Raw genomic sequence first — 25,992 nt, 5'->3', positions numbered from 1 at the left:
TAAGAAATTAAAGTAGGTCGTATTGTTTTAACTTTTTACGTAATGTTCCACGGTTCAAACCTAACACTTTAGATGCATTGGTTTGGTTGTCGCGTACAAATTTCATGGTTGCTTCTAATAAAGGCGCTTCGATTTCGGCCAAAACAAAATCGTAAACATTGCTGACTTTTTCGCCTTCAAGTTGTTCGAAATAATGCGCCATTGCTTTAGCAACAGAGTCACGTAATGTTTGAGTTTGGTCCAATTCAACAGGAAGGACAGAAGGAGTTTGGTTTTCAGGTTGTTCAATCACATTAATACTCATGATAATTTAGCCTTAAAATAGCAGTTTAAATGGTGTAGTTGTTCTTCAGGTTGTTTAATTTGATTAAACACCTGGGTAAATTCTTTATCGGATATATACCAAGCAATATGCTTACGAGCGATTTGAGGCCCTAGTACTTCGCCGTAAAACTCATGTAACTCAATTAAGTGTGCATAGCTGACAGCGTGTTTTTCCTGCCAGGTTGCAACGGGTAAATGCTCGCCCGATTGTAAAAAATGTTCGATTTCACGAAAAATCCAAGGGTTACCCTGTGCAGCACGACCTATCATGATCGCATCTGCTTGTGTGAAATCCAGAACTTGTTTGGCTTTTTGTGCGCTGGTAATGTCCCCATTTGCAAAAACGGGAATGGTGACACTTTGTTTGGCAAGAGCTATGGATTCATACTCTGCTTCGCCTAAATACTTGCAAGCGCGAGATCTGCCGTGGATTGCAATGGCTTGAGCACCACAATCTTCAGCAATTTTCGCAATTTGTTTGCAGTTATTTGTTTGTGTGTCCCAGCCTGTTCGTATTTTGACTGTGACAGGAATGTCGATCGCGTTGACCACATTTTCAATAATATCAGCAACAAGTTGTGCATCTTTTAATAATGCGGATCCCGCTGCTTTTTTGCAGACTTTTTTTGCAGGGCATCCCATATTGATATCAATAATTTGTGCCCCGTGATCTGCGTTGATTTTTGCCGCTTCAACAAGCATGTCAACATCGCCACCTGCAATTTGCACGCTGATGGGACCAGGTTCATTGGTGTGATCCATTCTTTTAATGGATTTTCTGCTTTGCCATAGGCTTTTATCGGCAGTGAGCATTTCACTGACTGCTAATGTGGCACCGAGTTTTCGACAAAGCACACGAAATGGTCGATCAGTCACCCCAGCCATTGGCGCTAAAATTGTGGATCCCAAAAACTCATGTTGACCGATAGTAAAGCGGCTAGGTAAATGCATGGGATTGTTTAATTTCTGCTCAATTTCTGGGGGGCGGTATCATACCTGATTACAGGTCAATTTCAACAAAAAGGTGACGGGTTTCTCACAAAATAATCCTTCAAGAGGGAGAACTCAATCCTTGAGTTCCAGTGTTTTCAAGCCTTCAGCATTAAATCGTTCGTTTGATACTTGAAATAATGGCCATTGAGCTAATTAGTGCGGAATCCAAAGCGATTCTTTGCAGTTCGAGTACATTACGTTGTAATGCGTTTTGATCAGACTGGGCAAATGCAATGATTTCTTTATCACTGATTAAATTTTTTCCTAAAATTATACTTTTCATACTGCACCTTTATTCATTTTTGTAATGTTTTTTATATCGGCATTATTTAAGAAAACTTGAGGCTATACTCAAAAATATAATTGATAAAAAGGTTTGAATTTTGATTTTAAAATTAAGCGGTAATTCATCAAAACAGATTGTGTGGCTCATTAGTTTGTTTATTCTAAATCTTATGGTTAGCCAGTTTAGTCATGCACAAATTCCTGCAGAAATTTATAAAATGCCTGAAAATATTACCTTTGTGAAAAAAGTGGGACATTGGCAAAAAGGGACGTTAAATGGAGGCTATCAATTAATTGTTGAAGGGCAGGGTAAACTAAAGGGAAGTCATCATTTGTATATTCGTTGGGTTTGCCATTGCATGGAGTCGCAGCTGTCAATTTTGTCTATTACGCAAATGAATACTGATGAAGCTTATGTGATGACAGAGCCTCGTTTTGAATATAAAAAGCAAACGGGATTAATTAATTTTTATCGCAAAAATATTCAAACGGATCTTTGGCAGCAAGTCCAAATTCAACTCACGGATATTGGTGAATATCAATTTGTCATGCGTACGGTAGAGCACCCTCAAGAGCCTATATTGGCAGTGCAGTAATGTTTGATTAACGTTAATGCGTTTCATAGGCATCAAGAGGTAATCGAATTGTAAATGTTGTGCCTTCGCCTAATGTAGAAGAAACATCCATTGTGCCATTATGGTGAGAGGTAATAATAAAATATGAAACCGACAAGCCAAGCCCGGTTCCGATTCCCACATCTTTAGTTGTAAAAAACGGCTCGAAAATACGTTTTCTTACACTATCTTCCATACCGGTTCCATTATCGCTAATATTCAAAATGCATTGATTGTTGCTTGCTCGACATGAAATAGTAATGGTGGATTTGTGTTCTAAAAATGAATTTACCTCGCGCTCTTTAAGGGCTTGGGCGGCGTTTTTAATTAGGTTTAATAATACCTGTTCGATTTCTGGAGCGGCACAGGGTACTTTTAATTCACTGTCTGAATATTGTTTGATGATTTCTAATTGTTTGAAATCATAGCCTTTTTTCAAATCATAATCAGAGCTTGCAATTTCAACGGCTCTGTCCAGTAATTCGCATATATTATGCATGTCTAATTTGCGGCTGGATTGACGGCTAAACTGCAGCATATTCGTTACAATATGCGCGGCGCGTTGCCCTGCTGAATGAATATTGTCCATAAATTTGATGATTTCACGGTGGGTTAAATATTCATTGATTTTATCTAAATCTGCATTGATTTCTTGTGCTACTTTTGCGTTTTTAGGCAGCCCTGGATCAAGGCGACGCTTAATGTTTTGGCTGCCTTGAATAATGGCACTTAAAGGATTATTAATTTCATGGGCCATACCAGCAGCTAGACCACCCACAGACATCATTTTTTCAGTTTGTACCATCACTTCTTCAAGTTTAGTTCGCTCGCTGATGTCATCGATTCGAATAACCGCGCCTAATGTGCCGGTTCGATTCAGCGGATATACCACAAAATCTAAAAATAATTTTTGATCATTATGCACATATTCAATGCGTTCTCTTACTTGGGTTTCTTTTTCAAGTAACGCACGAGAAATCAAATCCATATAATCCCCAAGTAAAGGAAACGCCTCTTCTAATGAATACCCCAAAGCGTATTCGATAGACGTTCCAGACAAAATGGACGCTTCTTTATTCCACTGAGTCACAAAAAAGTGTTCGTCAACAGCAATCAATGCCGAAGGCATGGAGTTAATGATGCTGTTTAGGTAACTTTGAAAGTCCGTTAATTTACGTTCAATTTTTGTACGAACATGCACTTCAAACTCCAAGCGTTTTACCGCTTCTTTGGTTTGTTCAGCATTAGTTTCTGCTAAATTTTGCGCACGTTCTGCACGGTTTTTTTCAGCATGCAATTGATGATCTCGATTTTCAACCCGGGCAAGCATAGTGTTAAACGCATCCACCAAGCCTCCAATTTCATCTTCATACATCTTTTGTGCACGCACTTGATAGTTTTCGTTACTTGAAACCATTCGAGCAATATTCATTAAATGTAAAATCGGTCGAGCGATGACTCGTTGAACATGGATGCCAATAAAAAAAACACATATAAAAGCAAAAACCAGTGTGGCCAATGAAGCAACCATAATAGCGTTTGTATAGGTGGTGACTTTAAGTGTGTTGGTTTTAATGAAAATTTGGTGAGCATCGTCTAATTGGCCAAAGTAATATTTATGTACAAATGTGTTTTTTGGGATGTTTTGTATTGAGGGTAATGTCACGGTTTCAGGGAACCGATCCGTCCATTGATTATTTTGGTAAATGCCGACCGCTTCGATACTTGGATATAACTTTGAAATATCAATTTGTTGATTGGTATCATTTATAATGTGTTTTCTGTTTTGCATCAAATACACAACAGCGCGTTCGTTTTGATCCACCAATTGATTGTAAGTTAATGAATAATAAGCAATAAATTGGAAGAACACCCCAAATAATATGATCGGAGTAAGCACCACAATAAACATGAAAAATAGTTTTCGAGTGATGGGTAAACTGGTATACCAAAGTTTAAGCATAATGTTGATTACTTATTAGTTATTAGTTATTAGTTATTAGTATGACTGGCTAATGCGGGTGTAAAATATTTACTTTTTGTAAGGTGATGATTAACCCTATTTGAGCAATTGAAACAAAAAATGAAATAACAAATAGAGTCTAAACATAGCGTAATTACACTTATCTTGCTATATCCAGGCTGATCAAAATACAACCGATGCTTTTTATTTTACAGTGAAGCTCATTATTTTATCCATCATTAATGTGTTTTGTTCAACATTAATATTATGTGTTTGTCCTAAATTTTGCCAATACCCGTTTATCAATTGAATTTCAGTTCGTCTTTTATTGGCCACATCTTGATGCATTGAGCTGTAGTTTTGAGCCGTTTTTTCAATCACTTGATAGGTGTTTTGCAAAATAAACGCTGATGAAAGCTCTATGTTTACTTTTTTGCAAATGGATTCAATTTCTAGTGCTAATGCCATCATGATGTTCGTGGCTTTTTTTATGTTTAACAATTTCCCATTATTGCAATTAAATATGACCGTTAATGGATTGATTAAACTATTGATAGCAAGTTTTAAATATAAGACATGCAAAATATTAGTTGAGTGGCACCAATGCATTTTTTCTAAGGTATTTATTATGTTGGATGGCTTTGGAATTTGTGTGGTTTGGCCAAAGATCGTGATGCCTTGTCCTGTATGCAAGACATGATTTGAGCTTATTTTACGGGCACCCACTGTTGTAGAAGCAAGCCAAACTGGAGCGGTATGTTGAGTTTGTATTTCAAACTGCGGGCCCAGTCCATTAAATAAACAAACAATTTGGCAGTGCTCAGTCAGTCTTGATCGATAGGTTTCAAAAGCCTGAACAGCATCATAAGCTTTGGTGCAAATGATCAAATATTGAATTGGGTTTTGATCGTCTTGTTCTAAATCAATGGTTTGAATATGTTTATTAAGGTCCGTTAACTCAATTTGGTTAATGGTGTGCTGTTTGGCATGTAAGCAAACATGAACTTGTTTTGATAGTTCGGCGGCAAAATACTGCCCAATCGCACCTGCGCCAACAATGTGCCATAAAATAGGGTGACTCATAAAAAATTATTCAATAAATGGAGGTTGTAAATCAGATTGTAACTGTCTAAAAATTTGAATGTGTGATTTTTTTGCAGGATTTTGTTTTAAATTATGTAGCAGATCCGTTAAATGTTCACTTGAACAATGCAACAGCATCGACAAAATGGGCAGGGTCGCGCCATTTATTTTAATGGTTTCTGTGATTGAGCCTAAAACTAATTCACGAATGACGTCTGCTTTTTTTAAACTGAGTTGCGTCGAATCATTTAACAACACTTCAGGATCCACTTTGCTAAACATACAGGCCTGTTCAATTCTGTGTTGAATTTCTTTTGATGGTAATTTTTTGTGTGTGACTGCATGTTCCGTCACAGCATGCTGAGTTTTCACTTTACGTGTTTCAAATACTTGATCAGGCTCATTGATGGTTTCTTTTGTTTGATGGATTGGTTGATCTATAGGTTGTGCTGTCGGTTGTGCTGTCGATTGTGCTGTCGATTGTGCTGTCGATTGTGCTGTCGATTGTGCTGTCGATTGTGCTGTCGATTGTGCTGTCGATTGTGCTGTCGTTTGGATCGCCGGGTTAGTTGGTTCAATGATGATTGTTTGTTCTTGTTGATTAACCGAATTTGGTTTAACAGTCGGGTTTGGGTTAACTGTCGGTTTTGAGTTAATAATCGATTCTTGGTTAACAGTCGGTTGATTTTGACTGGGTGCGGTCACTGGTTTTGTTTTGTGAGTCGGAATTTTTGGGGCTTGGGCAGGATCAGTAATGCCTAATTGGCGCATTTGGCGTTGATTCATTTTTATTCTCGATTACAATGATGATTTTTGGTCTGTATGATTTTAAAAGCAAAGCCTATGCCGAATCATATTTTGTACCTTTAACATTTTTATATTGAGAGAGACTATGCCAACCTTTGATATCGTATCTGAATTAGACAAACACGAATTAACCAATGCAATTGATCAAGCCAGTAAAATAGTAGCGAATCGTTTTGATTTTAAAGGCAGCGATGCAAGCTTTAGCTTAAGTGAAAAAATGGTGACGATTAAAGCCGAGTCGGAATTTCAAATTGAACAAATGCAAGACATGTTATTTGATGCATTTATTAAACGAAAGTTGGATGTAAAAGCATTGGATTACCAAGAAGTGCAACAAGCGGGCAAAGAAGTAAAATTAATTGCCAATGTAAAAGAGGGGATCGACAGCGATAACGCTAGAAAAGTGGTTAAGCTCATCAAATCAAGCAAAATTAAAGTTCAAGCAGCTATACAAGGCGAGCAAGTAAGGGTCACTGGAAAAAAACGGGATGATCTGCAACAAGTTATGCAATTAATTCGTGAATCAGAAATGGACATTCCTGTTCAGTTTAATAATTTTAGAGATTAATTTACTTTCTTAAAACGGATGAATGCTGGGGTGAAGACCTGATTCAATTGAAATCACGTTACCCCCATACCAAAATTACAAAACTTAATGTGCCTTGGTCACAAAATTACAAAACCTTCACAGGGAAAACTTTTAATATTAGATAAAATAGCGTTTTAATTTTTCTATTGGATAAAAGTGTATGTTTTACCGTATTTTGACTGTGATTTTTACAAGTTGCGTTTTGTTTTTGGTAGGTTGTGTGCCTGAGAATGATGCCCCCAATTCAAGCCCAGTTGTGTCAATGGTATATACCAATGATTTTAAAAGTAATGTATATATTTTTGATGCATCAAATAGCAGCGACCCAGATAGTGATAACTTAAGTTACCTTTGGAATATTGATAATACAACGTATACAAATGCAATTGTCGGACATACGTTTAATTCAAAAGGTCAGTATTATATTCAGTTAACTGTTACTGATGCTCGTGGTTTGACCACCGTTAAAGATGCCGTCATCACAGTAGTTATGCCTACAGTTGCTAATCAAGCACCGGTTGCTTTATTCACGATGACTAAAAAAACCAATTCAATATACGAATTTGACGCATCCAGCAGCAGCGATGCGCAATTTGATGCACTTACATATCGCTGGTCAATTGATGGGAAATCATTTGATGAAAAAGTATTTGAATATGAATTTAGTGCTTCCAACACATATGTAATTTCCTTAACAGTTAACGACGGTACTTTAGACTCTATCGCATCCAATCAATCAGTTACGGTGGCTTTACCTGTTAATAATGCCCCACAAATTGGCATTCAAGTTTCTACTAATTTCTTAGTTGCTACCTTTGATGCGTCATCTACTATCGACGCTGATAGTGATGAGTTAGCTTACCTATGGGACATTAATGGTACCGATTATTATGTTGAAAAAATCACTCACACTTTTTTAGCACCTGGAACCTACGATTACCGCTTAACGGTGTCAGATTCAAATGATGAAGATCAATTTTCGGGTAAAATTACTGTTAGTGATCAAGAAATTGGCAATATTGCTCCGGTTGCTCTGATTGAAATGGATAAACAAGGTTTGGTTATTTCATTTTCAGGCAGTAAATCCACCGATCAAAATTCAGATCAGCTGTCTTATTTGTGGACCATTGAAACAAACAATGGCTCAGTTACTTACACGACGGTTTCAGGTAATCATACCTTTGATCAAGCTGGAACCTATTCAGTGAGTTTAAAAGTGACGGATACAGGGGATTTAAGTCATGAAATTTCTGAGAATGTAACGGTTGAAGCTGAAATTGTGAATGCCGATCCCATCGCTAAATTTGAAGCGGATGTAAACGGGTTAAGTGTTATGTTTGATGCAAGTGAATCATCGGACCCAGATGGTGATGCGTTAGAGTATTTCTGGCAATTCAGTGGACAATCTCCTGAAGGCGTGAACACTTCATATACCTTCAGTATTGCGCAAACCTATTCAGTAAAATTAACCGTACGGGATATACATGGAAACGAAGACTCAATTACAAAAAATGTAACCACCACAAATAACATGTTAATTTCATCATTTATAGCAACAGTTAATGGATTAGAAGTGCAGCTTGATGCGTCGGATTCCAGTGACTCAGACGGAACGATTGTCGCTTACACATGGTTGATTAATAATACAAACTACACAGGGGTGACTCGAAACTACACCTATAATCAGTCTGGTACTTATGAAATTTCTTTAACCGTTGAAGACAATGCAGGCAATACAGATACTTCTACTCAAATGGTAGTGGTCGATGAGTCAATCATAGCCAATACACCGCCTTCACCTTATATTCTAAGTACCGTGCAGTATGGTGCTTATATATTATTTAATGGCAATAATTCTTATGATAACGATGGAGATTTAATGACCTATGCATGGGAGTTGTCAACCGGTGAAGTGTTTAATGGCGGTAAGTTTTTTTATGAAGCGCCATCAACCGCAAGCATCGAAGCGACCTTGATTTTGTCGGATTCAAAAGATCGCGCTGAATCCGTCACTACGATTAATCCAATGAATGATCGAATTGATCGTGATTATGATCTTGAATTGTTTGAGGCTGCTTCTTCGTATTTGAAATGTAAGAGTTGTCATAATGGAGGGCAACCATTTGCTACTGAAGGGGATATGTCAGATTATGATAGTGATATTCGCAGCAGAGTATCTAGTATGGGGGTGAATACTTTTTACTCTTACCCAGTTGATTATAGTGGACACAGAGGTTCGGGGTCTATCGTGACTGAGGTCAATAAAACCCACTGGTTAAATTTATTGCGTTTAGTTGCAGCTGATGTAAGTGGAGCCAATCAACCTCCTGTTGCGAGCTTCAGTTACAGCGTATCTGGCACGCAAGTGACGTTTACTAATACAAGTTCAGATCCAGAAGGCGATAATTTGTCATTTGAATGGGACTTTGGGGATTTTGAAACCAGCACCGATCAGCATCCTGTGCACGAGTTTCCAGATAATCAGCCTTATTATGTGAAGTTAAAAGTAAGTGACGCAAACACTTATAAAACGGTACATCAAAAAATCGAGTTTTAATTAAGATTTAAATGACTTAACACCGCCTCGGTCATGCAAGTGATCGAGGCTTTTTTTTGAGTTTAATAAAAAAATAATGTGTGCTTTCGATTATTGCTTATAGGCAGTATGTTCCTGAATTGTTTTGGCACCTAAATTAATTAATGCATGCACAATTCAGATCATTCACTCATCCATATGAAAATAAAGGCTATGTTTCAAATTTATGTTGCTGCACCTGTAACAGTTTGAATTCAAACAGTTTTTCGCTTTCGCTCTTAATGTCACTAGAAAAGGTCTGATATTTGTGCCAGTCCAGCATTCTAAACCAACCCAAATACTTCGCCAAATACTTACTGGCCACTCCGTGCATCTTCAAATACCAACGCTTTAACTGACTGTGATAATTATTGATATTTTGAATATGATACAAACTTTGCTGTGTTTGATTGTTGGTTATCACCACATGATGCAAATGATGTTCTTTGCAAATTTGATTATAAGCCGGCTGCCCATCGGTACATAAAACAGATTCATCGGCAATTTTGCAGCCTAAGCATTGATTGATTTCAGCGCCATTTACGCGGGTTAATATTTGATCAAATTCATGATGATTTCGATCTTTAGCGGTTAACACTGCCACCCAATCGTGCTGATTAATACCGGGTGTGGATGCTTTAGATCCTCGTTGTCTTGCAGGTCGGTTTAAGTTTCGCTCGCCTTTTTTAGATTCTCGAAAATACGTTTCATCTGCTTCAATAATGCCTTCAAGCCTTGATTCATAGGTGTTTTGAGTAGCATTCATAAAACGATGACGCCAATTAAAAGAGGTAGTCACACAAATATTCAAATCTTTTACGCAACGCCGAATGCTATCTTGGTCAAGCATGTGCTCTAAGTATTTTTGCCAAAGCTCAGGTTTGTGCTGATAAAAATAAGCACTGCCTCGAGTGCACACAAAACTTTTGCGACATTCGTTGCAAAAAAATCGCTGCCTGCCATTACTAAAACCGTATTTTCGCAAGCGGTTACTTTGACAATGAATGCATTTTGAGTGGGTGATCACTTCTTTGGACAGTCGTGTAAGAATGGGATTTTCTTGTGCAGCTAAAGCGGTGGATAGAGTTTGTTTTTGAACAGGATCGAGCTTGCTTACCTGCTTAAGTATGTTTTGAAAATGCTGTGGATTCATAGGCTATGTCATTGTGGGTGTATAAATCTCAGCTTAGATCAGTATTATGATTTTGCATCCTGCCACAACAATTTAAAACATAGCCAAAATAAAGCTCAAAAAAAGCCCGCAATGAATTCTCAGTGCGGGCTCAATTATTAAATGCCTTACTTTTTAACGGCTTTTTTAACTTTAGAGAGTTTTTTGTGGCGTATGTCTTTGCCTTTGACCAAATAGATTACGTATTCACAAATATTCTGTGAATGATCACCAATACGCTCTAATGATCGCAATGCCCACATTACATTTAATGCGCGGCTGATCATTCTCGGATCTTCCATCATCAATGTCACCATTTCACGCATGGCGCTTGCGTATTCCATGTTGACGACTTTGTCATCTTGTAATACATCAAGCGCAAGTTCTGCATCGGAGCGAGCAAATGCATCCAGTGCTTTGTTCAGCATACTTACCACTAAGTTACCAATATGACGAATTTCGATATAGCCTTTTGGTGCTGCGCCGTTTTCAGTTAACTCGATTGCTTGTTTGGCAATTTTACTTGCCTCGTCACCAATGCGTTCTAAATCATTCACAGCCTTAGTGACAGCTAAAACAAAACGTAAATCGCTGGCAGCAGGGTGGCGAAGTGCTAAAATTCGAGCGCATTCTTCATCGATATCCATTTCCATATCATTGACAGATTCGTCCTTTGCACGAATCTCTTGAGCTAATGCGGAGTCTGCTTCAATAATAGCGGTGATTGAATTTTTAACCTGTTGCTCAACCATGCCACCCATTTGCATTAAATGCTGACGGGCTTCTTCTAATTCTTCGTTAAATTTATTCGATATATGTTGATCAAGGTTTAACTTGTCCATTTTACTCTCCCAATTAACCGAAACGGCCAGTAATGTAATCTTCAGTAAGCTTATGCCTAGGTGACGTAAATATGTCTTGTGTTTTACCCACTTCAATAAGCTTGCCAAGATGAAAATACGCCGTACGGTTGGATACACGCGCTGCTTGTTGCATTGAGTGAGTCACAATCGCAATGGAATAATTTTGGCTTAATTCAGCAATTAACTCTTCAATTTTAGCCGTAGCAATTGGGTCAAGTGCTGAGCAAGGTTCATCCATTAAAATCACTTCAGGACTCACTGCAATGGCACGAGCTATACATAAACGTTGTTGCTGCCCACCAGACATACCTGTTGCTGGTTGATCTAAACGATCTTTCACTTCATTCCACAAGCTTGCTTTTTCTAATGCGGTTTGTACGATTTCATCTAATTCAGAGCGACGGTTAACTAAGCCATGAATTCGAGGGCCGTAGGCCACATTATCGTAAATTGATTTTGGAAATGGATTGGGTTTTTGAAATACCATGCCCACGCGTGCACGTAATTGCACAGGATTTAATCCACCTTTGTAGATATCAAGCCCTTCAAGTTTGATGTCCCCAGTCATTTTACATATCTCAATGGTATCGTTCATACGATTTAAGCAGCGTAAAAATGTGGATTTACCACAGCCGGATGGGCCAATCATGGAAAGCACTTCGTTTTGACCAAGATCTAAAGACACATCAAAAATAGCTTGTTTATCACCGTAGAAAACATCAACGTTATCTGCTGTCATTTTTGCGTTGTCAACTTTGAATTTGCCAACGGTTTGTTCTGTATTTTCTGTAAACATTTTGATTACCACTTACGTTCGAATTTTTTACGAAGAATGACTGCTAAGATATTCATGCACGCTAAGAACATCAGCAAAACTAAAATTGCACCCGAGGTTTTTTCAACAAATAGTCGCTCAGGTAAATCGGACCACATGTAAATTTGTACTGGTAACACAGTGGCAGAGTCGGTAATCGAGCCTGGAATATCCACTATAAACGCCACCATTCCGATCATTAATAATGGGGCCGTTTCACCCAGTGCTTGAGCCATACCAATGATGGTGCCAGTTAACATACCAGGCATAGCAAGCGGTAATACATGGTGTAAAACTACTTGCATTTTAGAGGCTCCAATGCCCATTGCTGCATCACGAATAGAAGGCGGAACCGCTTTAATCGCGGCGCGTGATGCAATAATGATCGTCGGTAATGTCATAAGTGTTAATACTAAGCCACCCACAATTGGCGCCGCTCTTGGTAAATGCATGACATTGATAAATATCGCAGCACCTAATAAACCAAACACAATGGAAGGTACCGCCGCTAAGTTTGCAATGTTGATTTCAATAAATTCAGTCAGTTTATTGCGTTTTGCAAATTCTTCTAAATAAATAGCCGCTGCCACACCAATAGGAAAGGACAATACTAACGTTACTAACATCGTAAACAGTGAGCCAGTAATCGCGCCACGAAGACCTGCTTGTTCTGGTTCACGTGAATCCGTAGAGGTGAAAAAACCAAGATTAAAGCTGTGATCCACATCATCGTTGTCTTGAAATTCTTTTAACCATTGAATTTGATTGTCTTTAAATCGACGATCAGCCTGTTCTAATTGCGGATCAATGTAGCCTTTCATAAACGCGATGGAATCTGCGCCAGCAGTTAACCAAAACGATTGAGTTGTGTTCATTTTTTCAGGATGGGCCATTAAAAAATCACGCACTTGGTAACCTGCAGATGTACTGATTAACGGATACAACATGCGTTTTTCGGATCGACTTGTGACCTCTGGAAATTTTTCACGTAGGGCTTGTTTGATTAAGCCTTCGTAATCTGCTGCTAACCATTGAGATTGGGTCGGGTTTTCAGGTAATTCTAAAATGTCATTATCCAGAGTGACATCTAGGCGTAAATCATAAGTGGTAAATGCCCCAGCGCCTTTTAAAGTTATGGATGAAAGTAATACCACCAAAAATATCAAACCCAACATAATGGATCCAATACCAATGGCTTGGAAAATACGTTCTGACCAAATGCGTTTGTTCATACCAGCGCGTAAAAGTTCGTCTTTATTCGCTGCAATGCGTTCTAGTGCGTTCATGTTAATTCTCTTATAAACTTCGTATTAATCGTATTGTTCGCGATATTTTTTAACAATGTGATTGGCAAAAAAGTTCATGCCTAATGTCACTGTAAATAATAATAATGCTAAGGCAAATGCCGATAGAGTTTTTGCTGAATCAAACTCTTGGTCACCAGTTAATAACATAACAATTTGCACAGTAACCGTTGTCACTGACTCCAAAGGATTGGCAGTTAAATTTGCAGCGGTGCCCACGGCCATAACTACAATCATTGTTTCACCTATGGCGCGCGATGCTGCCAAAATAATCGAAGAAACAATCCCCGGTAATGCAGCAGGTAATACCACTTTACGAATCGTTTCGCTTTTAGTTGCACCTAAACCTGATGAACCATCTCGTAAACTTTGGGGTACGGCCGAAATAATATCATCTGTTAATGAACATATAATTGGAATGATCATAATGCCCATCACAATACCTGCTGCTAAAGCGCTTTCACTGGATACGTTTGTAAACCCCATTGATTGAGCGGTATCACGAATAAAAGGTGCCATAGTTAATGCAGCAAAAAAGCCATACACAACCGTTGGAATACCTGCTAAAACTTCTAATAATGGTTTAACGATGGAGCGAACTTTATAGTTTGCGTATTCTGATAAGTAAATAGCAGAAAACAAACCAAAAGGAATCGAGATCAATAATGCTAAAAACGAAATTAATAAGGTTCCCGTTATTAATGGAATAGCACCAAATGCACCGGAGCTTGCTTGCTGGTCTGCACGTAATGCTGTTTGAGGAGACCACTCTGTACTGAATAAAAATTCAGTAATTGGAACCAATTTAAAGAAATGATAAGACTCACGTAATACCGCGTAAATAATACCAACCGTGGTTAAAATTGCTAAAATTGAACTGACGAAGAAAAAAGTCAGGATTACTTTTTCAACACGATTACGACTATTGAATTTTGGTGTAATGACAAAAATACCGACTGCACCACAAAGTAAGGCAATGGTAATAAATAAAGAACTTTTAATGTTCATTGCTTTGTCGGTTAATTGTTTGAAGTATTCGTTTGCTTCTAGTAAATAAGCGGGCGGGGTAGTCATGATGTCCGCCACTTGAATTTTAGAAATGATTAAGTTTTGATCAGTTGTGTTGGCCGTTCTTAATAAATGCCAAAAATTTTGGTCTGAAGCTACTAAGGCTAATTCACCATTCACCATGACTTCTTTACCAAAATGCATCAACACTTTGCTTTGAATAAACATATCAACAAAAATTAGCCAAAACAGCATAAATATAACTGCTGGAACAGCGCATAAAATAACAGCAAAAAAGCCATAATAATTAGGTAAAGAAGGTAAGAAGCGAATACCACCAATTGGTCCTGCTATTTGAATGGCGCGCATGCGACCAAAAACATAATAAAGGGCACAAAATATGATCAGCGCTAATACTAACGTGCTTGAAGACATACCGAATTTCTCTAGTCAAAAAAAACTCCGCTAAATGATGCAGAGTAAGGGTTAGAACTTAAAAGCCACCTTTGAGCGAGTTAAAAGCTGCAAAAGTGGCGTATTCTAAACTGTAATTATGACAGTTTATAGTGTTAAGTTTGTGCGGTTTTTAACAGCGTTTTGAACTTTCTTAAATTCGCTAGCTGGTAAAGGGATCATACCTTTGTCAGTTAAGTAGCCTTCTTCACCCATTGCTTTTTTGTCAGTGAATGTCGCTAAATACTCAGAGATACCCGGGATCACATTTAAATGTGCTTTTTTAACATAGAAGTATAAAGGACGAGATACCACATACTCACCATCAGCGATACTATCAAACGTAGGGGCTGCGCCATCAATTAAAGAGCCTTGAACTTTTTCAGCGTTTTGATCTAAGAAAGAAAAACCAAAAATACCTAAAGCATTTGGGTTAGCTTCTAGTTTATTAACGATCAAATTGTCGTTTTCACCCGCTTCAATAAAGTGGCCATCTTCACGGATACCGTGACAAATTGCTTTGTATTTTGAACTGTCTGTTTTCTTAAGTTCTGCAATCCAAGCGATCTTTTTACAGCCGCCTTCCATTGCTAATTCAACAAACGCATCACGTGTGCCAGAAGTAGGAGGTGGGCCTAATACTTCAATTTTTTGATTTGGAAGTGAAGGATTCACTTCGTTCCAAGTGATGTATGGGTTTTCGATTAATTCCCCTTCTTTTTCAGTAGGAACCTGTTTTGCCAATGCTAAAAAGATATCTTTACGAGTTAATTCAAAACGAACGGCTTTTTTCGTGTTAGCTAATGCAATGCCGTCGTAGCCTACTTTTACTTCGATGATTTCAGTGATGCCATTTTTAGCACACAATTCAACTTCTGAAGATTTAATGCGACGAGATGAGTTTGTGATGTCTGGTGTGTTTTCACCCACGCCTTCACAGAACATTTTTAAGCCGCCGCCTGAACCTGTTGATTCAATTGAAGGTGTCTTAAATGTTGTTTCTTTGCCAAATTTTTCAGCTACAACGGTAGCAAATGGATAAACAGTTGAAGAACCGACAATCCAAATATTGTCACGTGCTACAGCTACAGAAGACACTGCGCTTGCTGCTAAAATGATACTGATGCTTGCTAATTTTAATTTCATATTAACCTCAATGGTTTTAGAGTTTTATTAAATTTCAAAAAATCACAAAGGCGTTTTGTTTGCCCTTTGCTTTAAGTTGGCGACATCATAGGTTTGTTTTATGACAGTTTTGTGACAATACTGAAATATTTCAAAAAGATTGCAGATTTATGTCGAATTGATTACATAGTTTTGTCAAATTGATTAAATAGGTTTGTCAAATTATTGTATTTAATGCGCAATACCAATGCTGTTTAGAAGGACAAGAGTACTTTTGGCACTTTCTTGATGTTCTTTAATTAATCGCCATTGAGTTATTTTTTTGAACCACTATTAATGTATTCACTAAAAACAATCTGAGATTTAATCATGACTGCCAATATCCAACTTTATTCATTAGCTACCCCAAACGGCCAAAAAGTATCCATCGCACTAGAAGAAATGGGAGTGGAATACGATGCGCATTTGATCAATATAATGCAGGGCGATCAGTTTACTGAGGAGTTTATTAAAATTAACCCAAATTCAAAAATTCCTGCGCTGGTGGATTTAACAGGTGATAACGGTAATCCATTTGCAATGATGGAATCAGGCGCCATTTTGCTTTATTTGGCTGAAAAAACAGGACAGTTTTTACCAACAGATTCTGTGAAACGTGCAAAAGTCATGCAGTGGTTATTTTTCCAAATGGGTGGTGTGGGTCCAATGTTTGGACAGTTTGGTCATTTTTATAAATACGCGACAGACAAAGGTGATCAATCATATGGTATTGAGCGTTATACCAAAGAAACCAAGCGTCTATTAGCTGTACTAGACACGCAATTATCAAAAAATGCATTCATAGCAGGGGACGAGTACAGCATTGCAGATATGGCAATAGTGCCTTGGGTGATTTGTTTAGATAAATTTTACAATGGCTCAGATCAACTTGATTTACCGACCTTTGAATTTGTAAATAAGTGGGTTGAAAAAGTATCGTCGCGCCCTGGTGTGCAAAAAGGTTTGAAAGTGTTGAGTGAAATATAACGTGTAGTGTTTGATTTTAGAGTTGTAAAAATGCAGGATGTCCGTAATTTTCAGCCCGTATTTTTCAAGAAAGATGTCGCCTAAAGTTATTTTTAAGCGACCTTGATTCGTTCAGTTCGATGAAAACCATATTAAGTTGCATGATGTATGTAGGCTTAAATCCAATTCGAATCAAAGCGTATACTAAACTTGAGCATTCAGTTACATATCCATTAAAAAACGTTGTTGATTTTCGAAAAATGAGTGACATCGTAATCAATTTTGTGGAAGCTTAAGTAGACAGTTAAGTAGACAGTTAAGTAGACAGTTAAGTAGACAGTTAAGTAGACAGTTAAGTAGACAGGTAAGTAGATAGGTACAACCCAAACCATTGAATATAATTTACCATATTTTAAAATTATAAACTCAATGGGGAAACTAAAATGTAAATGGCTGTTTAGATGATGAACTTTCTAAACTAAGACTTGGATTTCCCTTATAATTGTTTTTCAACAGCCTCGTTAAGACTCAATAATTATGAAATGTTTATTTCTATTAGTAATGTTAATTTTTACCTCATTATCTTATGCTGAAACATTAGGTGAAATTGATATTGATGTATGGGGATACGAAGACACTGAAAATAAAACATATAGAGAAAACACTTGCCTAATTGGATTTGCACCAAAAAAACAGGAATACAGATACATAAAGTCGATAAACAATAGCCAAGAAATACCTGATGCAAAATATCGATTTACGTTGGTAAAAGAGGAGTATGCTTCAAAAGACGAATTTAATAAACGCTTAGAATTTATTAAAAATCCACCCCATTCAAATAGCCTTGTTTCAAAAATGTGTAATATTAGAGAGGCGTTTGTTGAAGGCGATGTTGTTTATTTTGTACATACGGATGTAGGTGTATTTACAACTGAAATGAAACATATCGTTGTGCTTTTTCATCAGTCGCTTCAACCATAATAAGCAACATCGCGCTGAGAGAAAAATCGATGCAATAATCAACGATCATGGAAGTGCACAAGATCATAATCAAAAAAACTAAGCCAAAAAGACCACATAAAAGTGGTCTTTTTTTATTCTAAATACAAAATCCGTTAACAAAGCAATCCAACTGAACCAATCCAACTGAACCAATCCAACTGAACCAATCAAACCTGACTCACCCAAACCCCAACGGACATAGTCGATTCTTTTGCTCCTGAAAATGAGCCACCAATAGGTGGAATCGATTCTGGTAAATCAGCGACAGCCACAGCGATGTGATCGGAGCCTACAATTTTACCAATAGTGGGGTCAAAGCCAATCCAGCCTGCTCCTGGTACGTACACTTCGCTCCACGCATGGGTCGAGCCTACTTGGTCTGACATTAATGGCGCGTATAAGTAGCCACTGACAAAACGAGCGGCAAATCCTAAGCAGCGTGCACTTAGCATAAATAAATAGGCAAAATCTCGACAGGAGCCAGACTGTTCTTTAATGGTGTATTTCGCAGTTTGCACACCGGGTTCTTCGCGAATGTTGTAGTGCATATTTTTAAAAATGCATTCGGCCATTTTTTCTAATAATTGATAGGTTTGGATTGATTGGCCCACTTGCCAAAACTGCGAAATCCATTTGTTTAATACGTTAATGACATCCATTGGGGGCAGAGTCAGGTAGGGCGCCAACATAAAATAATCGTGGGGTAAATAGGTAAATGGATACCCCTGCGCGTAATCCGACACTAAAAAATTTAATGGCGATTGATTATATTGCTGCACGATGCTTTGGCTTTCTATTAGTAGTTGTTGAGTTTGTGTGTGAAACGTTGCAATTCCGACAGAATTATTTTGTACGTCTTTATGCCAACGAACGGTGGCTTTAGGTTCTATGTTTAATTCAAAGGATTGAATGCGCAGGCTGTGATCTTCACGCGGTCGTAATAATAAAATTTGTTCACCTAAGGTGACCGGTTGCGGATAATTATAGTACGTGCGATGGGTGATTTTAAAGCTTTGCATGTCGTGCTCCATCCTATTAATGCTTTTCAATATTCTACACACGCCCAATTTGTATGGTTTCGGTTTGTGCTGAATAGTGACTAATATTTTATAGGTAGCGTGAGAGGAAAAACCAGCATTGACCATACCGCAAACGCTGCGTACATGCACTTTAAAATTGTGTAGTTGAATGATTGAGTTGAATGATTGAGATGAATGATTGAGTTGAATGATTGAGTTGAAAAAAGTGAAGGCTTAAAAAAGCAAAATTGCGTTTGTTGACATACGACAGATAAAAAAATGCCACGGTATTCGTGGCATTAAGTTATCTTGAGCTGGAATCGTTTTTATAAAACCACTTTTAAAATTTCATCGTCTTTGCGCGATAAAAAATGCGTTGATTTGATCGTACGAATGGTGCGAGATTTACCACGGATTAATAACGTTTCGGTGGTTGCGACATCACCGTGGCGTGTGACGCCTTCTAATAAATCGCCTTTGGTGACACCGGTTGCTGAAAACACAATATTGTCTGAGCGAACCATGTCTTCTAGTTTTAATAATTTACCAGGAACCGCACCCATTTGCTTACAACGCGCTAATTCATCAGCAGACATGCGATCGTTTTCTTCGCTTTGGCCTTTTGCGTCGCTGCGCAACATTAATCGACCTTGCATGTCTCCGCCTAATGCACGAACCACAGCAGCAGAAATAATGCCTTCGGGTGCGCCACCGATGCAGTACATCATGTCTACTTCGCTAGTTGGAATACATGCCATGATCGATGCGGCTACATCGCCATCAGGAATGGAAAATACTTTACAGCCTAATGCATGAATTTCTTTAATTACAGCATCATGACGCGGTTTGGCTAATGTGATGATCGTCATGTCTTTTATGTCTTTATTTAAACGTGCCGCGACCAAGCGAATGTTGTCGGTAATGGGCATATCTAAATTCAGTGCGCCTTTGCTGCCAGGACCTGCAACGATTTTTTCCATGTACATATCAGGGGCTTTTAAAAACGCGCCTTTTTCACCTGCCGCTAAAACAGCCACGGCATTTGATTGACCCATGGCGGTCATGCGGGTGCCTTCAATTGGATCAACTGCAATATCAACGGGCTCACCGTTTTTGTCACAACCTACTTGTTCACCAATGTATAGCATTGGCGCGTCATCAATTTCACCTTCACCAATTACGATTTCACCAGCAATGTTCATTTTGTTTAGCATGGCACGCATGGCTTCAACGGCAGCACCGTCTGCGATGTTTTTATCACCACGGCCTAACCATTTATATCCTGCAAGGGCAGCAGCTTCAGTTACTCGGGAAAATTCGAAGGCTAATTCACGACGCATAATTTGACTCACATTAAAATAAAGGGCGAATTGTAAAACAAAGCGGCTTGATTAGAAATGTATAAGGTCAACTTTAACGGTTAATCCTCAAATGATTGGGTTAGCACAATATTAGCAAGTTGGTCTTTGTTGATGGGTTTAGTAAGCCAAAGGTTAAAACAATCTGGAATCACAGCAGGGGCGTCGTGTCCGCTTAGGGCAAAAATGATTGGGGGCGGTAATTGTGTGGTGGCATGCAGAATTTGTTCGGCTGCTTGTGTGCCTGACATATCAGGCATGGTGATGTCCATAAATATGCAATCGAATTGATCGTCTATACACGCTTGAATGGCTGATTTGCCGCTAAAACAAGTGGTTACCTGCAAACCTAAATGGGTGAGCTGGGCTTTTAACACTTGAGTGTTAAAGGGTAAATCATCAACAACTAGACATTTATTCATATTCAAACTTCATACTTGGAACTTAAAACAGGAAGGCTTATCATACCAGAACAATTGCCATCCCTTTAAAGGAAAAATAATGAAATTACCCCAATTTTTGATCGGTCTATGTTTTATGGTTTGCTCAATTGGACTGAGCGCAAAGCAACAAATCACCCCTAATGTGTTACCAGCAAATAAAAACGCGACATCTATTGTTGATATTGATCAGTTTGGACGATACATCATTCAAGCAAAAAGTGATCAAGGTGTGGCATTTGGTTTAAACGATAAAAAATATGGAAAGAGTCAATTGTACGGGCAAGCAGCTAAACAAGATGGTCGCTATTCTGGTTTTTTAGATGTCGGGCAATATCAATTATTTACTAGTACTGTTTTAAGCAATACCAACACAGTGAATTTTGACATTAAGCAATCTACAGCAATTAATAACACGGATGATTTATTAATATTGCCAGATTCTGAAATTCAAACAATACAACTTCAAGACACTGAACATTATGATTGGGCGATCAATATTGAACAAGCTCAAATGGTAAACATTGAAGCAGCAGGTAGAAATTTAGAGCATTTGCAGTTGTTTCAAAATGGACAATGGTTGGTTGAGTCGACTATTACTAAACAAACTATTGACCCTGTGGTAGGTAAACCGCTGACTAGAATTAGACTGTCTGTTTATTTACAACCAGGTATCTATCGATTAAGCGCTTATGGTGGGGTGAGTTTAAAGTGGGCAAATGAAGACGACAGTCATCCATTATATTTACGCAAGGGTTTTGCTGATTTAAATGTGAATGCCAAAGACTTCTTAGAAGTGTCACCATTTGGTGAAGATTTTTATTTGATTGAAACTGGTAGCGATTATTTTCAAGTCAATTTAGCTAAAAATAATAATTTTGAATTGGGGGTGGCAAACTATTCGGATGAAAAAAGCGATGTGTTTACCCAATATTTTGAACGAGCAAAAATATCACAATCTAATAAAACCCCCGTAGCGTCACTAAATGTGTACGCCAATTCTAAAAAAATCATCAGCGTAAAAAGTATGGCGAAACAAACGTATCAACTGATTAATTTTAAAACACAATCTCAATACGGACAGTTTTATAACCAAAGCTATATCATCTCTAGCATGAGTGCGAATTCACCAAATGATTATGCAGACGTCACCGGATACATCAGTCAATACAATACAAAAACTCATAAAAATGAAATAGTACATGTAAAAGCCATAGCATTAAATCAAGAACAATATTACGCCCGTAAATTTAACGTGCTTAAAAAAATCGATATGTTAATTAATATCGAACAAGCTGGTGTTTATCATATTACTAATAAAAATAATCTGAAGGTTAAATTTAAGATTGAGCCTTTTTTATTATATAACGCTAAAAATAATGCTCAATATAAAACCACTGACTTATCTTGGGATTTAAACAAAGGGTATTATAGACTGACAATTGAGCCAGTCGCGTCAGGTGTTTTAGATTTAAATATTCATCATAGCGGATATGAAGGACAGTCAAAGTCGTTTGATGCCAATAAAAATACTGCTAATTTAATTGCATCTGCTCAGATGTTTTTTGCAATTAATAAAATGTCCACTTCATCAAGACTGACACTTTTTGATAATGGCAATATCAATGGTGTGGATATTCGAAAATCTCCGGTTAATTTAGATGTACCATTTAATCTTATATTGGCACCTAATCAGATCATCAGCTTTGATACAATATTTACCCATAATGGACAGATTGTTTTAGCTCAAAGTATAGAAAAATCTGTGTCAATCACACTTGATGGCAAGAAATACTCAATGTCTCAACAGATTATTAAAAGTAATCAATCCAAAAAAATAGAATTTAAAAATACCAGTAATCAGCCTGTGGAATTTACTGTTAAATTTATTAGTAATGAAATTCAAACAAAAAAAAGTGCAACACGCTTAAAAGTCAACGCAACGGTGAATTATGACAAAATTGATGTCAACACCCAGCCGTTTATCAATTTACATGGTGGAAAAACCTATTCAATGCAGGTGGATGAACCTGGTTTGTATGCCGTTGAATCGACAGGTTTATTGTCAACCACTGGTGTTGTGCGAAATAAATTAAACGATAAATACCAAGATCTAAACCATAGCGGAACCGGTCGAAACTTTTATATTCAGCCTTACTTATTAGCTGGTGAGTATCAATTAAAAGTAAATACGCAAGGCAGCAGTCATGGTAATTTAGGGCTGAAACTGGCGTTTTCAAAAGTGATTGATAAAGGTGAAATTAAATTAAATGCTAAATATTATGAGACACTTAAAAGTACGCAGGTGTTGAAATATGAATTAAATGTTAAGCAAACCGACCGATACAGAATACAAAGTTATGCAGTGGATCAAACTATGCAAATTCGTTTAGATGATGCTGACGGTTGGCCTGTCATTAAACCGTATTCATATGGTGATCAAACCATCAAGCTAAATGCAGGGAAATATATTATTACGATTTTGCCAAACTCCATTGAGCAAATGACATCACTTTTAGTTGAACCTGTGCCTGAAGAGCCTGAGTATTCAGTAAATGATGAAGTGAAAAACATTGATATACATCAAATGAGTACCGCTAATAAAATCCGATACACCTGGCTAGAAAGAGAAGATGCCCAAGGACAAAGATTATCGGATCGTTGGCAGTTTACGCTTAATACCCCTTCTATTATAGAGTTTGAATATTCCGATACTATGAATATTGCATTAACTAATCTAAGTACCGGTAAAGACATTGCGTTATTTGATATCAAGCAAAATTACAATACACAAAATTGGCAACAACGTTTAAGTGCAGGAGAGTATGAATTAAGTTTTATGGCGAAGGGTAAAAATAACTTATTAGGTTATGAGTTTTCTGTGTTTTCAACTCAATTATTATTTGGTCAACAACAAATAGTGAATTTACCCTATAAAGCTAAATTTGAATTGGCAAAAGCGGAGCAGATTAATTTTTCAACCTATGGCATGAGTGATGTTAAAGCCAAACTATTTGATGAAGACAATCAATTAATCAGTCAATTTGACGATACGCAAAAAAATTGGAATGTACTGATTAATTCTGTGTTAGATGCAGGTTTGTATAAAATTGAATTGCAATCAATCAGTCAAGCCCAAATCACTACATTGCGTTATGATAAAAACAAATGGAGCGAACGTGATGCTCAAAGTTTGCCGATCAATCAAATCATTAAAGATGAAGCAAGCACCATTTTACCATTAGTGATTTTAGATGAATTAAGTGATGCTTCGGTATTGAATTTGGTGGCACAATCTAAACAGTCAGTGTACGTGGTTGTTGAAGAGCTGCAATTTAATTCTTGGCAACAAGTCGCTTCCCAATCAGGTGAAAATATTGATATTTTATTGCCAATTAGAAAAACACCTAAACCCTTAAGATTAAAATTATTTTCTTTATTGAATCAGCCTTTAAATATTGCTTTAAAAGCAACGATTGAAGATGTACCTGTTTATGATGGCAGTGCCTTTTTGAAAAATGGATTAGTAGGCAAAAAAATATTAAATGCATCTAATTGGTATGTGGCAAAAATAGAAGATGTATTGTTATCTGGCTATCAATTCAATCAAGATGTGATGACCTCTTTTATTGTAAGTCAATCATTGTCTGGTCGTGATAGTTTTATTTACAATGAAAATAATACGATGTGGGTGGCTGCTAATAATGCTTCGATACAAGCGTCAATGCAGTACCTACAAAATTTAGGACAAGTTCAAATCAAACCTAACTCAAAGGCGTTGTTAATTAATCAGCCATTATCGGATAAAGCAAAAATAAATGTAACTAGGGCAAATGTTGTGCAAGATTTTGCCAGTATTTTTTATGATACAAAATCCCAAGACAAACAAAATACTATGGCAATAGATGGCACAATTGCGGTGACATCAACTTTAAATGTGCCCGTAAAAGATCAGGTGTTAACCCTTAAAAATGCGTTAGATCCTAATTATGCAATTTTAGTGAAGTTACAGCACTTTGAATTTGATGTACCCAATAAAGAGTCGTTCAAACAGCGTTTAAGTTCAAAATTGAATGTGAATCAAAGTTTGGCATATCAATTAAACAATGCTGGTGAAGCTATTCAAGTTGTGTTGCCAGCGAAAACATTGGTTCAATTTGTTTTAGATAAAAAAATTCAAGCCAGTTTTTATCACCACTTAGATATGCAAACGGTTTTATATTCCGGTGGCGCCGATGCTGTATATTTATTTTCGATGAATGATCAGTCACAACCATTTTCCATTGAGACAATTAAAACCTTTGAAACCAATTTATCCGATGAAAACGAAATAGTGAACACTCATAGATTGGATGCGAAAAAAATATTAACCAGTGAATATGATGTGACTAATCCAAAATCTATTCGCCAAGTGATTGAAATATCTCACGACAGTATTTTGCTTGATGAAAATATGAATGTGCAATTTGGTAAAACCTTTAACATTCAAAATGATGCGAAAATGTATATCCATCAAACAACAATCCCTACTATTTTATGGCAGTCATCTGTTTTTATTGATGTGCCAAGCAAGCAAGCTATGGCACAAAATTTAAAAGATGCATTTAAAATCAATGCGAAACAATATTTAAATGTGGATGCATTGGCCAATCAGTTACTTGAGATAACCTCGGATCAAATGATTAGTGTTGAGCTGATACACAAAAACGGTTCAATCGAACACGAATTGATTGATGCCTATCAAACAAAGGCATTATTTATTGGAAAGGATGTGCCTGTCATCAGTATGCAACGAGTTAATCAATCATCGATAAATCAAACAGAGGCGAATATTTTTACTAATCCGATTAAAGCGCAAATATTAGCTCAAGGTGTTAATCCATTAAGCGTTATGGCGTCAAATCAAAGTCAATTATATCAATTTAACATGACACATACTGGATCGATTGGATTTGCTAATCGATCAGACAGCGATCAACTAGGCAGCCGATTATATGATGAAAGTGGCATGTTGTTAGTTCAAGCCAATGTGTTAATGCAAGCAATAAAGCCTGGGACTTATTATGTGGTGGTGAAAAATAATGATTCAAATCAAGCGGTGCAATTTGAGCCTGTCATTTTAGGATTAACTGAAAATGATGCCATAGATAGTAATTTGATTAATGAATATAAACAAAAAGCAGGATGGGTAAAATAA

General features: G+C 37.3%; 21 protein-coding genes. 6 read left to right on the top strand and 15 right to left on the bottom strand.

The genetic code is table 11. The features are described 5' to 3' along the window. Positions 1-7: 7 nt before the first annotated feature. The 3 genes from fis to TYM08_RS11410 all read right to left on the bottom strand — a co-directional run bounded on the left by fis (position 8) and on the right by TYM08_RS11410 (position 1,600). On the bottom strand, positions 8-304 hold the full coding sequence (gene fis / locus TYM08_RS11420; protein WP_422379276.1) for a DNA-binding transcriptional regulator Fis: 297 nt from the start codon (positions 302-304) through the stop codon (positions 8-10). Then, positions 301-1,275 (bottom strand): tRNA dihydrouridine synthase DusB, encoded by a 975-nt coding sequence (gene dusB, locus TYM08_RS11415; RefSeq protein ID WP_422379275.1) that lies wholly within the window; start codon positions 1,273-1,275, stop codon positions 301-303. Before dusB ends, fis begins: the two co-directional genes overlap by 4 nt. Positions 1,276-1,426: 151 nt before the next feature. Beyond that, positions 1,427-1,600 (bottom strand): hypothetical protein, encoded by a 174-nt coding sequence (locus tag TYM08_RS11410; RefSeq protein WP_422379274.1) that lies wholly within the window; start codon positions 1,598-1,600, stop codon positions 1,427-1,429. Positions 1,601-1,700: 100 nt separating this feature from the next. Here TYM08_RS11410 and TYM08_RS11405 point away from each other — a divergent pair, with 100 nt between their 5' ends. Further along, positions 1,701-2,198, top strand: coding sequence for a hypothetical protein (locus TYM08_RS11405; RefSeq protein WP_422379273.1), 498 nt, complete (start codon positions 1,701-1,703; stop codon positions 2,196-2,198). 13 nt (positions 2,199-2,211) lie between these two features. Here TYM08_RS11405 and TYM08_RS11400 read toward each other — a convergent pair whose 3' ends face one another. The 3 genes from TYM08_RS11400 to TYM08_RS11390 form a co-directional block, all read right to left on the bottom strand. Then, positions 2,212-4,179, bottom strand: coding sequence for an ATP-binding protein (locus TYM08_RS11400; RefSeq protein ID WP_422379272.1), 1,968 nt, complete (start codon positions 4,177-4,179; stop codon positions 2,212-2,214). Positions 4,180-4,383: 204 nt separating this feature from the next. Next, complete coding sequence (locus tag TYM08_RS11395) at positions 4,384-5,262, bottom strand: ketopantoate reductase family protein (RefSeq protein WP_422379271.1); 879 nt, start codon at positions 5,260-5,262, stop codon at positions 4,384-4,386. Positions 5,263-5,268: 6 nt separating this feature from the next. After that, a complete protein-coding gene (locus TYM08_RS11390; protein ID WP_422379270.1) occupies positions 5,269-6,048 on the bottom strand; it encodes a hypothetical protein in 780 nt (259 codons plus the stop codon). Between the two features lie 106 nt (positions 6,049-6,154). Here TYM08_RS11390 and TYM08_RS11385 point away from each other — a divergent pair, with 106 nt between their 5' ends. Further along, complete coding sequence (locus TYM08_RS11385; protein WP_422379269.1) at positions 6,155-6,637, top strand: YajQ family cyclic di-GMP-binding protein; 483 nt, start codon at positions 6,155-6,157, stop codon at positions 6,635-6,637. A gap of 181 nt (positions 6,638-6,818) precedes the next feature. Then, positions 6,819-9,215, top strand: a complete 2,397-nt coding sequence (locus TYM08_RS11380; protein WP_422379268.1) for a PKD domain-containing protein — start codon at positions 6,819-6,821, stop codon at positions 9,213-9,215. A gap of 190 nt (positions 9,216-9,405) precedes the next feature. Here TYM08_RS11380 and TYM08_RS11375 read toward each other — a convergent pair whose 3' ends face one another. The 6 genes from TYM08_RS11375 to TYM08_RS11350 all read right to left on the bottom strand — a co-directional run bounded on the left by TYM08_RS11375 (position 9,406) and on the right by TYM08_RS11350 (position 15,992). Then, entirely contained in the window at positions 9,406-10,386 is a 981-nt protein-coding gene (locus tag TYM08_RS11375) for an IS1595 family transposase (protein WP_422379267.1), read from the bottom strand. A 146-nt stretch (positions 10,387-10,532) separates the two neighbouring features. Beyond that, positions 10,533-11,246: a phosphate signaling complex protein PhoU gene (phoU, locus tag TYM08_RS11370; protein ID WP_422379266.1), complete on the bottom strand. Its 714-nt coding sequence runs from the start codon at positions 11,244-11,246 to the stop codon at positions 10,533-10,535. Positions 11,247-11,259: 13 nt separating this feature from the next. Further along, complete coding sequence (pstB, locus tag TYM08_RS11365; RefSeq protein ID WP_422379265.1) at positions 11,260-12,063, bottom strand: phosphate ABC transporter ATP-binding protein PstB; 804 nt, start codon at positions 12,061-12,063, stop codon at positions 11,260-11,262. A 5-nt stretch (positions 12,064-12,068) separates the two neighbouring features. Next, entirely contained in the window at positions 12,069-13,367 is a 1,299-nt protein-coding gene (pstA, locus tag TYM08_RS11360; protein WP_422379264.1) for a phosphate ABC transporter permease PstA, read from the bottom strand. Positions 13,368-13,391: 24 nt separating this feature from the next. Continuing rightward, complete coding sequence (pstC, locus tag TYM08_RS11355; protein WP_422379263.1) at positions 13,392-14,828, bottom strand: phosphate ABC transporter permease subunit PstC; 1,437 nt, start codon at positions 14,826-14,828, stop codon at positions 13,392-13,394. A gap of 126 nt (positions 14,829-14,954) precedes the next feature. After that, complete coding sequence (locus TYM08_RS11350; RefSeq protein ID WP_422379262.1) at positions 14,955-15,992, bottom strand: PstS family phosphate ABC transporter substrate-binding protein; 1,038 nt, start codon at positions 15,990-15,992, stop codon at positions 14,955-14,957. A gap of 348 nt (positions 15,993-16,340) precedes the next feature. On the opposite strand from TYM08_RS11350, the gene TYM08_RS11345 reads away from it, so the two are divergent. Beyond that, on the top strand, positions 16,341-16,997 hold the full coding sequence (locus TYM08_RS11345) for a glutathione S-transferase N-terminal domain-containing protein (RefSeq protein WP_422379261.1): 657 nt from the start codon (positions 16,341-16,343) through the stop codon (positions 16,995-16,997). Positions 16,998-17,513: 516 nt separating this feature from the next. Next, on the top strand, positions 17,514-17,957 hold the full coding sequence (locus TYM08_RS11340; RefSeq protein ID WP_422379260.1) for a hypothetical protein: 444 nt from the start codon (positions 17,514-17,516) through the stop codon (positions 17,955-17,957). Positions 17,958-18,145: 188 nt separating this feature from the next. Here the strand turns inward: TYM08_RS11340 and TYM08_RS11335 are convergent, their stop codons facing one another. The 3 genes from TYM08_RS11335 to TYM08_RS11325 form a co-directional block, all read right to left on the bottom strand. Beyond that, positions 18,146-18,997, bottom strand: coding sequence for a transglutaminase family protein (locus tag TYM08_RS11335; RefSeq protein ID WP_422379259.1), 852 nt, complete (start codon positions 18,995-18,997; stop codon positions 18,146-18,148). A 326-nt stretch (positions 18,998-19,323) separates the two neighbouring features. Then, positions 19,324-20,337 (bottom strand): class II fructose-bisphosphatase, encoded by a 1,014-nt coding sequence (gene glpX / locus TYM08_RS11330; RefSeq protein WP_422379258.1) that lies wholly within the window; start codon positions 20,335-20,337, stop codon positions 19,324-19,326. 80 nt (positions 20,338-20,417) lie between these two features. Continuing rightward, a complete protein-coding gene (locus TYM08_RS11325; protein WP_422379257.1) occupies positions 20,418-20,777 on the bottom strand; it encodes a response regulator in 360 nt (119 codons plus the stop codon). Positions 20,778-20,856: 79 nt separating this feature from the next. Here TYM08_RS11325 and TYM08_RS11320 point away from each other — a divergent pair, with 79 nt between their 5' ends. Further along, positions 20,857-25,992: a hypothetical protein gene (locus tag TYM08_RS11320; RefSeq protein ID WP_422379256.1), complete on the top strand. Its 5,136-nt coding sequence runs from the start codon at positions 20,857-20,859 to the stop codon at positions 25,990-25,992.

It is taken from the genome of Marinicellulosiphila megalodicopiae (genome assembly GCF_045862395.1).
Classification (GTDB): domain Bacteria; phylum Pseudomonadota; class Gammaproteobacteria; order Pseudomonadales; family Natronospirillaceae; genus Marinicellulosiphila; species Marinicellulosiphila megalodicopiae.
Note: the sequence above shows the minus strand (reverse complement) of the source record. Positions and strands in the feature narration are given on the sequence as shown.

Bases quoted from the DNA above. Each gene is read 5' to 3' on its own strand.
- TYM08_RS11340 (WP_422379260.1), top strand. From the start codon at position 17,514: ATGAAATGTTTATTTCTATTAGTAATGTTAATTTTTACCTCATTATCT.
- TYM08_RS11410 (WP_422379274.1), bottom strand. From the start codon at position 1,600: ATGAAAAGTATAATTTTAGGAAAAAATTTAATCAGTGATAAAGAAATC.
- TYM08_RS11325 (WP_422379257.1), bottom strand. From the start codon at position 20,777: ATGAATAAATGTCTAGTTGTTGATGATTTACCCTTTAACACTCAAGTG.
- TYM08_RS11380 (WP_422379268.1), top strand. From the start codon at position 6,819: ATGTTTTACCGTATTTTGACTGTGATTTTTACAAGTTGCGTTTTGTTT.
- glpX (WP_422379258.1), bottom strand. From the start codon at position 20,337: ATGCGTCGTGAATTAGCCTTCGAATTTTCCCGAGTAACTGAAGCTGCT.
- TYM08_RS11345 (WP_422379261.1), top strand. From the start codon at position 16,341: ATGACTGCCAATATCCAACTTTATTCATTAGCTACCCCAAACGGCCAA.
- TYM08_RS11375 (WP_422379267.1), bottom strand. From the start codon at position 10,386: ATGAATCCACAGCATTTTCAAAACATACTTAAGCAGGTAAGCAAGCTC.
- pstB (WP_422379265.1), bottom strand. From the start codon at position 12,063: ATGTTTACAGAAAATACAGAACAAACCGTTGGCAAATTCAAAGTTGAC.
- TYM08_RS11385 (WP_422379269.1), top strand. From the start codon at position 6,155: ATGCCAACCTTTGATATCGTATCTGAATTAGACAAACACGAATTAACC.
- pstC (WP_422379263.1), bottom strand. From the start codon at position 14,828: ATGTCTTCAAGCACGTTAGTATTAGCGCTGATCATATTTTGTGCCCTT.
- TYM08_RS11400 (WP_422379272.1), bottom strand. From the start codon at position 4,179: ATGCTTAAACTTTGGTATACCAGTTTACCCATCACTCGAAAACTATTT.
- fis (WP_422379276.1), bottom strand. From the start codon at position 304: ATGAGTATTAATGTGATTGAACAACCTGAAAACCAAACTCCTTCTGTC.
- TYM08_RS11350 (WP_422379262.1), bottom strand. From the start codon at position 15,992: ATGAAATTAAAATTAGCAAGCATCAGTATCATTTTAGCAGCAAGCGCA.
- TYM08_RS11395 (WP_422379271.1), bottom strand. From the start codon at position 5,262: ATGAGTCACCCTATTTTATGGCACATTGTTGGCGCAGGTGCGATTGGG.
- dusB (WP_422379275.1), bottom strand. From the start codon at position 1,275: ATGCATTTACCTAGCCGCTTTACTATCGGTCAACATGAGTTTTTGGGA.
- TYM08_RS11335 (WP_422379259.1), bottom strand. From the start codon at position 18,997: ATGCAAAGCTTTAAAATCACCCATCGCACGTACTATAATTATCCGCAA.
- TYM08_RS11390 (WP_422379270.1), bottom strand. From the start codon at position 6,048: ATGAATCAACGCCAAATGCGCCAATTAGGCATTACTGATCCTGCCCAA.
- TYM08_RS11320 (WP_422379256.1), top strand. From the start codon at position 20,857: ATGAAATTACCCCAATTTTTGATCGGTCTATGTTTTATGGTTTGCTCA.
- pstA (WP_422379264.1), bottom strand. From the start codon at position 13,367: ATGAACGCACTAGAACGCATTGCAGCGAATAAAGACGAACTTTTACGC.
- phoU (WP_422379266.1), bottom strand. From the start codon at position 11,246: ATGGACAAGTTAAACCTTGATCAACATATATCGAATAAATTTAACGAA.